The organism is Brevibacterium sp. CS2 (genome assembly GCF_005280295.1).
GTDB classification, from domain to species: Bacteria; Actinomycetota; Actinomycetes; order Actinomycetales; family Brevibacteriaceae; genus Brevibacterium; species Brevibacterium pityocampae.
In genome coordinates this window covers 2,947,187-2,961,089 of the sequence record NZ_CP040020.1, presented here as the reverse complement: position 1 = coordinate 2,961,089, position 13,903 = coordinate 2,947,187, and the positions used below count along the sequence as shown (strand labels likewise).

The 13,903-nt window shown below is 72.4% G+C and carries 12 protein-coding genes; 9 read left to right on the top strand and 3 right to left on the bottom strand.

Features of this window, described 5'->3' with window-relative positions; translation table 11 throughout:
• Positions 1 to 20: 20 nt before the first annotated feature.
• The 4 genes from rpmI to FDF13_RS13275 all read left to right on the top strand — a co-directional run bounded on the left by rpmI (position 21) and on the right by FDF13_RS13275 (position 2,612).
• The gene (rpmI, locus tag FDF13_RS13290) at positions 21 to 218 is read left to right on the top strand and encodes a 50S ribosomal protein L35 (protein WP_137320062.1); all 198 of its coding nucleotides are present in this window, start codon (positions 21 to 23) and stop codon (positions 216 to 218) included.
• A 71-nt stretch (positions 219 to 289) separates the two neighbouring features.
• A complete protein-coding gene (rplT, locus tag FDF13_RS13285; RefSeq protein WP_137320061.1) occupies positions 290 to 679 on the top strand; it encodes a 50S ribosomal protein L20 in 390 nt (129 codons plus the stop codon).
• 108 nt (positions 680 to 787) lie between these two features.
• Complete coding sequence (locus FDF13_RS13280; protein WP_137320060.1) at positions 788 to 1,648, top strand: RNA methyltransferase; 861 nt, start codon at positions 788 to 790, stop codon at positions 1,646 to 1,648.
• 169 nt (positions 1,649 to 1,817) lie between these two features.
• Positions 1,818 to 2,612, top strand: coding sequence for a nuclear transport factor 2 family protein (locus FDF13_RS13275; protein ID WP_137320059.1), 795 nt, complete (start codon positions 1,818 to 1,820; stop codon positions 2,610 to 2,612).
• Positions 2,613 to 2,651: 39 nt separating this feature from the next.
• Here the strand turns inward: FDF13_RS13275 and FDF13_RS13270 are convergent, their stop codons facing one another.
• Both FDF13_RS13270 and FDF13_RS13265 read right to left on the bottom strand, forming a co-directional pair.
• A complete protein-coding gene (locus FDF13_RS13270) occupies positions 2,652 to 3,830 on the bottom strand; it encodes a serine hydrolase (RefSeq protein WP_175406984.1) in 1,179 nt (392 codons plus the stop codon).
• 171 nt (positions 3,831 to 4,001) lie between these two features.
• Positions 4,002 to 5,480 carry an MFS transporter gene (locus FDF13_RS13265; protein WP_175406983.1) on the bottom strand — a complete coding sequence of 493 codons (1,479 nt, stop codon included), beginning with the start codon at positions 5,478 to 5,480 and terminating at the stop codon, positions 4,002 to 4,004.
• A gap of 84 nt (positions 5,481 to 5,564) precedes the next feature.
• Between FDF13_RS13265 and pheS the strand changes: the two genes are divergently transcribed.
• The 4 genes from pheS to FDF13_RS13245 are packed head-to-tail and all read left to right on the top strand — an operon-like array spanning position 5,565 to position 11,985.
• Entirely contained in the window at positions 5,565 to 6,608 is a 1,044-nt protein-coding gene (gene pheS, locus FDF13_RS13260) for a phenylalanine--tRNA ligase subunit alpha (RefSeq protein ID WP_137320056.1), read from the top strand.
• On the top strand, positions 6,608 to 9,115 hold the full coding sequence (pheT, locus tag FDF13_RS13255; RefSeq protein WP_137320055.1) for a phenylalanine--tRNA ligase subunit beta: 2,508 nt from the start codon (positions 6,608 to 6,610) through the stop codon (positions 9,113 to 9,115). Before pheS ends, pheT begins: the two co-directional genes overlap by 1 nt.
• 4 nt (positions 9,116 to 9,119) lie before the next feature.
• On the top strand, positions 9,120 to 9,944 hold the full coding sequence (locus tag FDF13_RS13250; RefSeq protein ID WP_137320054.1) for an SDR family oxidoreductase: 825 nt from the start codon (positions 9,120 to 9,122) through the stop codon (positions 9,942 to 9,944).
• 55 nt (positions 9,945 to 9,999) lie between these two features.
• Positions 10,000 to 11,985 carry an AarF/ABC1/UbiB kinase family protein gene (locus tag FDF13_RS13245; protein WP_137320053.1) on the top strand — a complete coding sequence of 662 codons (1,986 nt, stop codon included), beginning with the start codon at positions 10,000 to 10,002 and terminating at the stop codon, positions 11,983 to 11,985.
• On the opposite strand, the gene FDF13_RS13240 is transcribed toward FDF13_RS13245, so the two are convergent.
• Complete coding sequence (locus tag FDF13_RS13240; protein ID WP_175406982.1) at positions 11,978 to 12,916, bottom strand: LysR family transcriptional regulator; 939 nt, start codon at positions 12,914 to 12,916, stop codon at positions 11,978 to 11,980. The genes FDF13_RS13245 and FDF13_RS13240 overlap by 8 nt on opposite strands.
• Before the next feature lie 157 nt (positions 12,917 to 13,073).
• Between FDF13_RS13240 and FDF13_RS13235 the strand changes: the two genes are divergently transcribed.
• A complete protein-coding gene (locus tag FDF13_RS13235) occupies positions 13,074 to 13,886 on the top strand; it encodes a LysE family translocator (RefSeq protein WP_175406981.1) in 813 nt (270 codons plus the stop codon).
• Positions 13,887 to 13,903 lie beyond the last annotated feature (17 nt).

The window sequence follows — 13,903 nt, the reverse complement described above, 5'->3', positions numbered from 1 at the left end:
ATGAGAAGGAGAACGGCACCATGCCGAAGCAGAAGACCCACAGCGGCGCCAAGAAGCGCCTGCGCCTCACCGGCAGCGGCAAGGTCATGCGCGAGCGCGTGAACAATCGCCACCTCGCCGAGCACAAGTCCTCGCGCCGCAAGCGTCGGCTGTCGATGGACCAGACGCTGACCAAGGGTGACGCCGCCAAGGCCCTCAAGCTGCTGGGCAAGCGCTGATCACCGGTTCCCGAGGCCGTGCAGGCCTGCGCCGCCGCAGTGCGGCACCCGATTCGTTCTAAGGAGTACACGTGGCACGTGTGAAAAGGGCGCTCAACGCCAAGAAGAAGCGCCGGGTCATCCTCGACCGCGCGAGCGGCTACCGCGGACAGCGGTCCCGTCTCTACCGCAAGGCCAAAGAGCAGGTCATCCACTCCCTGGTCTACAGCTACCGCGACCGTCGCGCCCGGAAGGGCGACTTCCGTCGCCTCTGGATCCAGCGGATCAACGCCGGGGCGCGCGCCAACGGCATGACCTACAACCGTTTCATCCAGGGTCTCAAGGGCGCCGGTGTCGAGGTCGACCGCCGCATGCTCGCCGAGCTCGCCGTCAACGACGCCGCGACCTTCGCCGCGCTCGTCAAGATCGCCAAGGAAGCCCTGCCGGCCGACGTCAACGCCGCCAAGACCTCCGCAGCCTGATCGCGCTCCGCCCACGGCGGATCCGCCGGTCGCCGATCCCGGGGAATCGACACCGATTCCCCGGGATCGCACTATTCACCGGCCCGACGCACCACTAGGCTGGAGGGCATGAGCCGCACCCCGACGCCCGCCGACGACCGCATCACCTCGCCGAAGTCCGCCCGCATCCGCGCCGCCGCCAAGCTGGCGAACCGCTCGTGGCGGACCAAGGAGGGCCGGTTCCTCGCCGAGGGGCCCCAAGCGGTCCGCGAGGCCGTGGCCGCCGCCGGGGATCGGGGCGCACCCGTGCCGGTCCAGGTGATCGAGGTCTTCGTCACCGAGGAGACCGCCGCCCGTCACACCGACATCCTCGGAACCGCCGCGGCGGCCCGGATCCCGGTCCGCGCGATCGCCGACGCGCTCCTCGGCGAGATCTCCGACACCGTCGCCTCGCAGGGGATCGTCGCCGTCTGCTCGACCCTCGACGTGCCGCTCACCGAGATCGTGACCGAGCGCGCGCGCCTCGTCGTCGTGCTGTCCCAGGTGCGCGACCCCGGCAATGCCGGGACCGTCCTGCGGGTCGCCGACGCCGCCGGCGCCGACGCGGTGATCATCACCTCCTCGAGCGTCGACGTCTACAACCCGAAGACCGTCCGCTCGACCGCCGGCTCCCTCTTCCACGTCCCCGTGGTCACCGGGGTGGGCCTGCCCGAGGTGGCCGAGCTCGCCCGGGCCCGCGGGCTCCAGGTGCTCGCCGCCGACGCCCACCCGCCGGCCCACGACCTCCACCAGCCGTGGGAGACCGGACTCGATCTCGCCCGGCCCACCCTGTGGGTGTTCGGCAACGAGGCATGGGGGCTGCCGGAGAAGGACCGCGCCGAGTGCGACGGTGCGGTGGCGATCCCGATCTACGGGCGCGCGGAGAGCCTCAACCTCGGCACCGCCGCCGCGATCTGCATCTACGAGAGCGCCCGCGCCGCCCAGGCGTAACCACCCGCACCGCGGCGAGAGGCGTGGTCTCGCGGGCTGCCGCAGGGGTGTCCCCGCACGGCCGCGGGGCGTAGCCTGGGAAGCGGACGGGCCCGCACTTCTCCGGCCGCACACCGGTGTGCGACCGGGTCCGCAGGCGCCCCACCGCCCAGCGACCAAGGAGCAGAAGATGACCGACATCCGAGAACTCGTCCTCACCGCGGACCGGGAGCTCTTCACCGAGCACGACCTCTCCACGCTCGACCGGAACTTCTCCGCCGACTACGTCGAGCACTCCCCGCTCGTCGCCGACGGCAAGGACGGCCTGCGCGCCCTCGTCAGCGGGGCCGGCGACGGCCTGCGGCACGACGTCGCCCGCGTCCTCGTCGACGAGGAGAAGGGCCTCGTCGCCCTCCACGGCGCCTACCCCGGGCTCGACCCGGACACCGTCTACGTGGGCTTCGACATCTACCGGGTGGCCGACGGGAAGATCGTCGAGCACTGGGACGGCCTCGTCGAGCAGACGCCGCCCAACGCCTCCGGACGGACCCAGCTCGACGGGCCCACCGAGGTCGACCCGACCGCCGACTCCGAGGCGAGCCGCGCCTTCGTCGAGACGGCGTGGACGCGATTCCTCCAGGGACAGGACTACGCCTCGGCCGGCGAGTTCATCCGCGCCGACGACCGGTTCGCGCAGCACTCCGGGGACATCGCCGACGGTGTGCAGAACATGGTCGACTTCCTCGAGCAGCTCAAGGCCGACGGCTCGGCGCTGACCTACGACACGATGCACCGGTCCGTCGCGGACGGGGACTTCGTCCTCACCTACTCCGAGGGGTCGATCGCGGGGGAGCGGCACTTCTTCTGCGAGCTGTGGCGGATCGAGGACGGGGCCTGGGTGGAGCTGTGGGACGCGATCGGCCCGGTCGCCCCCGACGACCAGCTCGCCCACCCGCACGGCGCCTTCGCCTCGACCGCGGACTGAGGGCGCCGGGGTCCACCCGCCGGGGCCGGTGCGACGGGGTCAGGTGCGGGGGACCGTCGCCTCGAGGAGTGAGAACAGCTCGAGGGCGCACGGGTCGGCGAACGGCAGCATCTGCGTGAACAGCGCTCCGCAGTCCCGGTTCTCCCAGTCGACCCAGAAGTAGGAGTTGCACAGACCGGCCCACATGAGCCCGCCCGGAGCGCGGCCATGGGGGCCGGTCCGTGTATTCGTCATTCCGAGCAGCGACCAGTTGTCGCCCTGCTCCGGGATGAAGTCCCAGTCCTCCGTGCTCGTCGGCAGCGCCGAGCGGCGTGGGGAGACCCAGCCGGCGGGCAACTGGGCCCGGCGCGCCTCGGCGGAGAGCACCGGGCTCAGCAGCGGCGCACCGGTGATGCCGGGGGAGCCGAGTGCAGGGGAGCCCGAGTCGGCCGAGTGAGGTGCGGGGGAGCCCGGTGCATTGGAGCGCTGCGGGGCGGAATCGGCGAGCAGCGCGCGGAGCAGCCGGAGGAAGTCCCGCGGTGTGCCGTAGAGCCCGCCCCCGCCGGCGGCCTGCTCCGGATCGTCGGGGTAGCGCAGGTCGAGCGGGGCGAGCCGCGCGCTCCCGTCCTCGTACCGCGTGCGCGAGTGCATCGGCGCCGCCGGGCCGTGAGGGCCGAAGCGCACCGAATCGAGGCCCAGCGGATCGAGCACCCAGGTGCGCAGAATGCGCTCCAAGGTCTCCCCGCACCGGGCCTCGAGCACGACCCCGAGCAGGTCGATGCCGATCCCGTAGTTCCACTGCGTACCCGGTTCCGCGATGAGCGGCAGCTCGAGGCTGGCGGCGCGGCTGCTCACCCGGGAGGGCACCGCGTGCTCGCGGGCGTAGCGGCCGAGGCGCGACTCGAGGAAGTCGTAGCCGAACCCGGCGGTATGGGTCAGCAGCATCCGCGCGGTGATCGGTGTCCGCGGCACGGCATACCGGGCGCCGGACGCGTCGTACCCGGTGAGGATCCGGACCTCTCGGAGGTGGGTGACATCGGTGATCGGGGCGTCGAGGTCGAGCAGGCCTGCGTCGACGAGGCGGAGGGCGGCGAGCGCGGTGAACGTCTTCGACAGCGAGGCGTACCACACCACCGTGTCCTCGCTCAGGGACTCCCCGCCGGGCGGGGTCGCGGAGAAGGAGTAGGTCTCTCGGCCTGCGGTGAGGGCGAGGAGCGCGGGCAGGCGTCGGGATTCCACGGCGGACCGGGCGGCGGATTCGAACCGCGCGAGTGCCTCCGTGCTGGACGCAGCGGACGACTCACGACTCTCACTCGGGGCCCCACTCATGCCCCCAGTCTCTCCGCGGCCGGGTGCCCGGGCAACATCGGGATGCGGTTCGGTAACGGAAACGCCTCGTGATCGGCCCGGTCACCGGCCGGCGCGCGGTGGGCGGGATGCGAGCACGAGCAGGATGCCGAGCCCGGTGACGACGATCATCGCGACGACGAGGGACATCCAGCCCGCCGGGGAGATCGCATCCCCGACGATGACCGCCATGATCACCATCGCGACGACCGCCCCCAGATAGCGTGCGAGCTGGAACAGCCCGGCCGCCACCCCGGCCGCGCCGACCCGGGCGGCGGTGAACATCGCCTGATTGAGCCCGAGCGGGATGAGGCCGTAGGGGACGCCGAGGAGCACGAGGGCGAGTGCGCTGAGCCACCACGCGGACCCGGTGCCGATCGGCAGGAGCACGACGACCCCGAGGAGCAGGATCGCCGACCCGAGGACGAGGAACCGCCGCAGCCCCCACCGGCCGAGGAGCCGGGTGGCCGGGGCGACCATCGACGCCGACACCACCGCGAGCGCGGCCATGCACAGTCCCACCTGCGCCACCGGCATCCCGACGACCGCCTCGAGGAACGGCGGGAACCCGAACAGCACCAGGTAGAACACGACGTTGAACAGGCCGAACTGGAGCAGCACCATGAGCAGCGCGGGGTTCGCCCGGAGCGCGCGCAGATCGAGCACCGGCACCGGGGCGCGGAGCTCCCACAGCACGAACAGCACCCCGGCGCCCACCGCGAGCACGGCCAGCGGTGCACGCATCCCGGGGACCGAGTCGAGCAGCGCGAGGATGAGCGCCGACATCGCCAGCGAGAACCCGAGCACCCCGGGGACATCGGCGGTGAAGAAGACCGCGAGCAGCCCGCGCCGTGGACCACGGCCTCCCCGGTCCGTGCCGTCCCTGGTGCCGCCGGGGGCCGAGGTGTCCGCACCGGGCGCGTCCGCGGGCGCCTCGGCGGCGGATCCCGTGCTCGCCGCGGAGTATCCACGGGCGGAGTCCCGGGGCGCGGCGAGGGCGACGATGATGCCGGCGCCGAGCGCGAGCGGGATGTTGAGCCAGAACTGCGCCGACCAGTCGAACAGCGCGAGTGCGAGACCGCCGAGCGCCGGCCCGAGCGCCATCCCGAGGAAGTTCACCACCTGGATCCCGCCGAGCGCCCGCACCGAATCGGGCCCCGGCCGCACCCACCGCCCCAGCAGGTTGACTGCGGACGGGTACGCGCATGCGGTGCCGAGGGCCAGCAGGCCGCGGGCCGCGCTGAGCCCCACGATGTCGCGCGCGAGCGAGCCCCATACCGCGGCGATGAGGACGACGAGCATCCCGGACACGAAGATCCGCTGCGGGCCGTAGCGGTCGGCGAACCGGCCGAGCACCGGCTGCGCGGTGCATGACACGAGGTAGAACACGGTGACGACCCAACTCACCTCGACGAACGTCGCCCCGAGGTCGCGGGCGATCGCGATGAGCGCGACGGTGATCATCGTCGAGTTCAGCGGATTGAGCATGGTGCCCAGCGACAACCCGGCGAGAACCAGGCGGGAGTGCGGCAGGGCGGGCATGACCCCCAGCATAGCGACGCCGGAGCGGGGCCAACCTTCGTTAGACTGATGGACGGTCGGTTCACCACGAGAGAAAGAAGGCCGATGACAGAGCACCTCGATCCGCGGGACGAGACCGCGGTCGCCGCCGCAGTGGACGCCGCGGCCGCCGCATTCGCCGCCGCCGACACCCTCGACGCGCTCAAGGCCGCCAAGATCGATCACATGGGCGACCGCTCCCCGCTGGCACTGGCCAACCGCGGCATCGGGCAGCTCGACAAGGCGGAGAAGGCCCAGGCCGGCAAGCTCGTCGGGCAGTCCCGCGGCGCGGTCAAGCGTGCCCACGACGCCCGGCTGGCCGAGCTCGAGGAGCAGCGCGAGGCCGAGGTGCTCGTCGCGGAGACCATCGACGTCACCCTCCCCACCGCCCGCCGCTCCACCGGCGCCCGCCACCCGCTGCAGCTGCTCCAGGAGCGCGTGGCCGACCACTTCATCGCCCACGGCTGGGAGGTCGCCGAGGGCCCCGAGGTCGAGGCCGAATGGCTCAACTTCGACTCCCTCAACTTCGGCCCCGACCACCCCGCCCGGCAGATGCAGGACACGTTCTTCCTCGACCCGGAGGCCGCCGCCCTCGTGCTGCGCACCCACACCTCCCCGGTGCAGTCGCGCTCGCTGCTCGAGCGCGGCGTGCCGCTCTACGTCGTGTGCCCGGGCAAGGTCTTCCGCACCGACGAGCTCGACGCCACCCACACCCCGGTGTTCCACCAGATCGAGGGCATCGCGATCGACCGCGGCCTCACCATGGCGCACCTCAAGGGCACGCTCGACGACTTCGCCCGCGCGATGTTCGGACCCGAGTCCCACACCCGGCTGCGCCCGAGCTTCTTCCCCTTCACCGAGCCGAGCGCGGAGATGGACTTCTGGTTCCCGAACAAGGTCGGCGGCCCCGGCTGGATCGAGTGGGGCGGCTGCGGCATGGTGCACCCCAACGTGCTCCGCGCCGCCGGGATCGACCCCGAGGAGTACCAGGGCTTCGCATTCGGCATGGGCATCGAGCGCACGCTCATGCTCCAGGAAGGGATCAACGACATGCACGACATGGTCGAGGGCGACCTCCGCTTCTCCGCCCGGTTCGGGGTGAACGCCTGATGCGAGTCCCACTCGAATGGCTCTCCGAGCACGTCGACCTGACCGTCGTCGACGACCCGCACCAGCTCGCCGCCGACCTCGCCGGCATCGGCCTCGAGGAGGAGGACTTCTTCGGCCCCGAGGTGTCCGGCCCGCTCGTCGTCGGCCGCGTCCTCGCGCTCGAGCCGGAGGAGCACTCCAACGGCAAGACGATCAACTGGTGCCAGGTGGACGTCGGGGAGGACGAGCCGCGCGGCATCGTGTGCGGCGCCCACAACTTCGCCGCAGGCGACCTCGTCGTCGCCGCGCTCCCCGGTGCCGTGCTGCCCGGCGACTTCCGGATCGCGGCGCGCACAACCTACGGCCACGTGTCCGACGGCATGATCTGCTCGCTGCGCGAGCTCGGTCTCGGCGAGGACCACGACGGCATCATCGTGCTCACCGCGCTCGGCCTCACCGGCGAGCCCGGCGACGACGCCGCGGCACTCCTCGGCCTCGACCGCACCACCCTCGACGTCAACGTCACCCCCGACCGCGGCTACCAGCTCTCGATCCGCGGCATCGCGCGCGAGTACGCGATGCTCAAGGGCCAGGCGTTCCGCGATCCGGCGGACCGCCCGGTCGCAGAGCCCACCGCCGACGGCTTCCCGGTCGACCTCGCCGACGACGCCCCGATCCACGGGGTGCCCGGCTGCTCGCGCTTCACCGCGCTCATCGTCCGCGACATCGACCCGGGCGCGCGCACCCCGTTCTGGATGCAGCGCCGGCTCCTCGAGGCCGGGATGCGCCCCATCAGCCTCGCTGTCGACGTGACGAACTACGTCATGCTCGAGCTCGGCCAGCCGCTCCACGCCTACGACCTCGACCTGCTCGGGGAGCGCATCGTCGTGCGGCGCGCGCGTGCCGGGGAGACGCTCACCACGCTCGACGACGTCGCCCGCACGCTCGATCCCGAGGATCTCCTCATCACCGACGAGTCCGACGGCGACTCCCGCATCATCGGGCTCGCCGGCGTCATGGGCGGCGCCGCGCTCGAGGTGTCCGCGACCACCCGGAACATCCTCCTCGAGGCCGCGCACTTCGACGAGGTCTCGATCGCCCGCACCGCCCGCCGGCACCGGCTGCCCTCGGAGGCCTCGCGCCGCTTCGAGCGCGGCGTCGACCCGGCACTCGGCCCGGTGGCCGCCCAGCGTGCCGCGGAGCTCCTCGTCGAGCTCGGCGGCGGCACCCTCGACCCGGCGACCACCGTCGCAGGCGAGGCGCCCGCCGCCCGCACCATCGCCCTGCCGCTCGATCTGGCCGCCCGGAAGGTCGGGGTCGACTACTCGCCGGCCGAGGTCACCGGGCTGCTCGAGGCGATCGGCGCGCACGTCGAGGTCAGCGGCGACACCGCGCAGGTCACCGTGCCGACATGGCGCTCCGACCTCACCGATCCGATCGACCTCGTCGAGGAGATCGCCCGGGCAGGCGGCTACGACCGCATCCCCTCGGTGCTGCCCCAGGCCCCGGGCGGCCGCGGCCTCACCGCCGCGCAGCGGGCCCGCCGGCGCCTGTCGAACCTGCTCGCCGGGCTCGGCTACACCGAGGTGCTCACCTACCCCTTCACCTCGGACAAGCGCAGCGATGAGCTGCTCCTGCCCGCCGACGACGCCCGCCGCCGGGCCGTCCGACTCGCCAACCCGATGGCCGACGACCAGCCGCTCATGCGCACCCACCTGCTCGCCACGCTCGTCGACGCCATCGCACGCAACACCGGTCGCGGCTTCAAGGACGTCGCGGTGTTCGAGGCCGGCATGGTGACCCTGCCCGAGCGCGCGCCCGAACCCGGGCTGCGGTTCGAGCCCGGCTACCACCCGAGCGCCGACGAGCTCGCGGCGATCCGCGACTCCGTCCCGCCCCAGCCCTTCCACTACGCCGGAGTCATCGCCGGCCGCGCGGAGCTGCCCGGCACCTGGGGTGCCGGACGGGCCGCCGAGGCCGCCGACGTCATCGACACAGTGCGCCGGATGGTCGCGGCGTGCGGTCTCGGTGCCGAGGTGCGCGCAGCCCGCCGGGCGCCGTTCCACCCGGGGCGGTGCGCGGAGTTCGTGCTCGCCGACGGCACCGTGCTCGGCCACGCCGGGGAGCTCCACCCCAAGGTGCTCGAGAACCTCGGCCTGCCGAAGCGCAGCGTCGCCTTCGAGATCGACCTCGACGCGCTGCTCGGCCAGGAGGACTCCCGTGATTGGGCCGGCGTCCTGTCCTCCTACCCGGTGTCCCGCCAGGACGTCGCGCTCGTCGTCGCCGCCGACACCCCGGCCGCCGAGGTCGCACGGGCCCTGCGGGACGGGGCGGGTGCGGAGCTCGAGACCCTCGAGGTGTTCGACGTCTACACCGGTGACCAGGTGCCCGAGGGACGGAAGTCCCTGGCGTTCCGGATGACCTTCCGTGCCGCGGACCGCACGCTCACCGCCGACGAGGCCTCCGCGCTGCGCGAGGCCGCCACCGCCGTCGCCGCGCAGCGGTTCGGCGCCGAGGTGAGGAGCTGAGCCGATGAATGACTCCACGCTCGTCCTCGTCACCGGTGGCAGCCGGGGGATCGGCCGCCACCTCGCGGCCGGTTTCGCCGCCGCCGGGCATCCGGTGCTCCTCACCGCCACGTCCGCCGCCGGTGCCGAGCGCGCGGCCGCGGAGATCGCGCAGCAGACCGGGGCCACGGTGCTCGGAGTGCGGCTGGACGTCGCGGACCCTGAGAGCGTCGCGGCACTGCTGGACACGGTGACCGGTCTCGAGGCCGAGCGCGGCATCCGGCTCGGCGTGCTCGTCAACAACGCCGGGGTCATCGAATCGACCGAGGGCCCGGTCTGGGAGGCCGATCCGGCCGACCTCGTCCGCGTCATCAGGACGAACACCATCGGCCCGTTCCTCGTCGTCCACCGGTTCGTCCCCCATCTCCTCGATGTCGCCGCCGCGACCGGGGAACCGGTGCGGATCATCGACCTCAACTCCGGCTCCGGCGCCACCGGCACCCCGCAGTACGCGGCCTATTCCGCGTCGAAGGCGGCCCTGTTCCGACTCGCCGACTCCGTGCACCACTTCGGCTGGGAGCGCGGGCTGCGGATCTTCGAGATGTCCCCGGGCGTCATCGAATCCGACATGACCCGCTCGATGCCGATCCACGACCGGCGCACCGGAGACGACTGGACCTCCCCGGCCGCCCTCGTCGACCTCGCGCTCGCGCTCGCCGGCGGCTGGCTCGACGCCTGGTCCGGGCGCTATGTGCGCGCCGGGGTCGACACCCCGGAGTCCCTCGCCGCGGCCGCCGACGGCCTCGCGGAGAACACCCGCCGCCTCCGCCTCGATCCCCGGGAGGGCTGATCCGGACCGGTAGGCTGGGTCCGACCCGACCCGCCCCGACACGACAGGTGGTCCTGTGAATATCCTCTGGTCGATCCTGCTCGGGCTCCTCAACGCCGTCGTCGTCGGCGTGCTCGTCCGCCGCACGATCACCGTGGGCACCGGCGCGCTGCGCAACACGATCGTCTCCCTCGTCATCGGCATGTCGCTGTGGCCGATCACCCTCCAGGCCTTCGAGATGTTCGGGATCTCCCAGGACGGAGACATCCCGTGGATCGAGATGAGCTTCCCCGCCGTCATGGTGTTCCTCCTCGTGTTCGCCTGGCTCATCGTCGTCCAGATGGCGATCCTCCTCGCGATCGAGCTCGTCCTCCCCAGCGGCTCTTTCACCCACCTCCTCCGCTCCGCCACGCGCGTCCCGGTCTGGTACCGCCGGGTGAGCCGGCTCTCCCAGATCCAGCGGATCCTCCTCCGGCACGGGCTCGCACGGTACATGCGTCCGCGGATCCCGACGCTGCGCGTGTCCACCCGCGAGATCGCGAAGACCACCGCGGAGGCGTTCGCCGCCGCCGGGGTGACCTTCGTCAAGCTCGGGCAGTTCGTCGCCACCCGCGCCGACATGGTGCCGCCGGAGTTCGTCGAGGAGTTCTCGAAGCTCCAGTCCGACGTCCCCGCCGTGCCCTTCGAGGACATCCGCGCCGAGCTCGAATCCGCGTGGGGGCGCCCCGTCCACGAGGTGTTCGCCGAGTTCGACACCGTGCCGCTCGCCGCCGCCTCGGTCGCCCAGGTTTACCGCGCGGTCGCCTTCGACGGCACCGAGGTCGTCGTCAAAGTCCAGCGCCCCAAGCTGCGCCGGCAGGTGCGAGCGGACTCCGACATCGTCATGACGCTCGCCGAACGGCTCGAGCGCACCGCCGGCTGGGCGCGCTCGATCGGGGTCACCGCGATCGCCCGCGGCTTCCTCGAGACCCTGGCCGAGGAGCTCGACTACCGCGGGGAGGTGCGGCACACGATCGCGCTCCGCGAGGCCACCGCGCACCTCGAGGACTCGGTGGTGCGGATCCCGCAGGTCTATCCCGAGCTCAGCGGTGAGCGGGTCATCGTCCTCGAACGGATCCGCGGGGTCCCGCTGGCCAAGGCCGGCCCCGTGCTCGAGGGCCTGTCGGACATCGCGCGGGCAGACATCGCCCGCGACCTCTTCCTCATGGTCGCCCGCCAGGTGCTCATCAAGGGGATCTTCCACGCCGACCTGCACGCCGGCAACATCATGATCGACACCTCCGGCCGGGCCGGGCTCATCGACTTCGGCAGCGTCGGCCGGATCGATCGCCGCGACCGGCGCGACATCACCCTGCTCCTCCTCGCCTTCGAGCACCAGAACTCCGAGGCCGCGATGAACGCCGTGCTGGACATCTTCGGCACTCCCGTGGGCATCGACCTGCGGTCGATGCAGCGCGACATCGGCCAGATCATGCTCCAGTTCGAGGGCGGCATGCCCGCCGGCTCCTCGGCGCTGTTCGGGGAGCTCCTCGAGTTCGTCATGGCGCAGGGCTTCGAGATGCCGTCCGCCGTCGCGAACGCCTTCCGCGCCATCAGCACCCTCGAGGGCAGCCTGCGGATCCTCGACCCGTCCATCGATCTCCTCGACATGGTCCGCGAGCACGCGGACGAGCTCATGCGCGAATCCCGCGACCTCGCGGAGTCGGCGGAGAACCTCACCCTCTACGTCGGGTCGACGCTGCCGGTGCTCGCCAGCCTGCCGGTCGAGCTCAGCCGGGTGGTCAAGCACCTCCAGGACGGCACGCTCGACATCGGCACGAGCGGTCTCAACATCGACCTCATCAAGAACCTCGTGCGCTCGACGGTCGACCAGTTCATCCAGGTCATCATCGCCACCGCCTTCATCCTCGGCGGCGTGATGATGATGACGGCGGACTTCGGGCCGCCGCTCGCCCCGGACCTGCGCCTGTTCACGTACTTCGGCGCGTGGGTGCTCCTCGTCGGATTCGTGCTCTCCGCGGTCGTCCTCGCCCCGGCGCTGCGCGAGCGCAGATTCAGATAGCCGTCCCCTGCGGGCCCCGGGCGGCGAGGTCCTCCGCGTAGGCCCGGGCGACCCGGCCGATCTCCCGGCGGAGGAATACGACGTGGGGCAGGGCCGACATCGTCTGGCGGACGTGGAGAGCGATCCGGCGCACGGGTGTGGGATCGAGGAGCGGGCGCACGACGAGCCCGGCGGGCAGGTCGAGCGTGGCGAGCAGCGGCAGCACGGTGACCCCCATTCCCGCCGCGACCATCGCGAGCACTCCGTGGTGGTCGTCGGCGCCGGCCGCGTAGCGGAGGTCGAGCCCGGCCGCGCGGGCCGCCTCGTCGATGACCTCGCCGGACGGACTGCCCTGCACATGGAGGTCGACGAGCGCGTGCTCGGCGAGCTCGGCCATCCGCACCTCCGGGGCCTGCGCGAGCGGGTGGTCGGCCTCGGTGACGACGACGTACGCGTCGTCGAGGAGCTCGTCGCGATCGTGGCCGCGCATCCGCACCGGATCTGCGAGACCGGACTCCGCGCGCACCTCGATGTCGGCGAAGGCGCGCTCGCCGGGCGGTGCGGGCTCGTTGGCGAGGATCTCCATGTGGAGACCGGGGAAGCGGAGCTGGGCGGCGCGGAGGACATCGGGCAGCCACACCGTCGTCGCCGAGGAGAAGCTGCCGAGGGTGAGCCGCGTCGCCGGCCCCGCCGCGAGCCGGTCGACGAACGTCTGCAGGTCGGCCGCCTCGGCGAGGAGGGCCTCGGAGCGGGCGGCGAGCGCGTGCCCCGCCTCGGTGACGGCGATGCCGCGGCCGTCCCGGCGGTAGAGGGGGGCTGCGACCTCGCGCTGGAGCGCGATGATGTGCTGGCTCACCGTCGCGGGGGAGTTCCCGAGATTGCGCGCGGCCTGCTGCACGGAGCCGCTCGCGACGACCGCGCGCCACACCCGGAGGCGGTGGAGATTCTGCATGGAACGATCATAAGTCAGAACCGAATGATCATCAGGAACAGTCGGGTGGACGCGAATGGTCGCGGCGGTGCATCCTGGACCGGGCGCCCGCCGGACCGTGCGGGCGCTCTCCCATGACGAAAGGGCCCACAGCCATGCACGCAGGACGCACGGACGCATGACCGGCGCGGAGTTCATCGCCTTCCTCGGAGCGGCGCTCATCCTCGCGGTGACGCCGGGGCCCGACACCTTTCTCACCATCCGCTACGGCGCGCAGTCGTTCCGCCGGGGGATCGTCTACGCCTCCGCGGCCGCGTGCGGCATCACCGTGTGGGCGATCCTCGCGCTGTCCGGGATCGCCGCCCTGCTCCAGAGCCATCCGACGGCGCGCACCGTCCTCGCGGTGTGCGGCGGCATCTACCTGACGTTCCTCGGCGTGCGCACCCTGTGGGGCGTCTGGACCGCGGAGCGCGCCCTCCGCTCCCGCACCGCCTCCGTCCGCGCGGTGCTCGTCGCAGCGGGCGGCGCCGGTGCCCAGGAGACCGCGGCGGCCCCGGGCGCCCCCGCTTCCGCTCCGGCCCTCGTGCCCGTGACGACGAGCGGTGAGGTCCATGCCGGGATCGCCGCTCCCGACGGCGAGGTCATCCTCGACCCCACCGACCCGTCCGTCGAGACCGCGACGAGCGGCCGCGGCGTCGACCGCCGCCGCTCGCCGTTCCCGGTCGGACTGCTCAGCAGCCTGACGAACCCGAAGACCGGGATGTTCTTCCTCGCGCTGTTCCCCGCGTTCCTCCCGAGCGAGCAGGGGATCGGTCTCATCGCCGTCCTCGTCCTCACCATCGTCGCGGTGTTCGCGCTCTACTCCCTCCTCCTCGTCGCCACCGCCGCCGGGCTCGGCCGCCGGCTCGAGGGCAGGCGCGGCGCGCTCGCCATGGACCTCGTGTCCGGCGGGGTGCTCGTCCTTCTCGGACTCTCGATCCCGTTCCTCTGACGCGCCCGCGCGCGGAA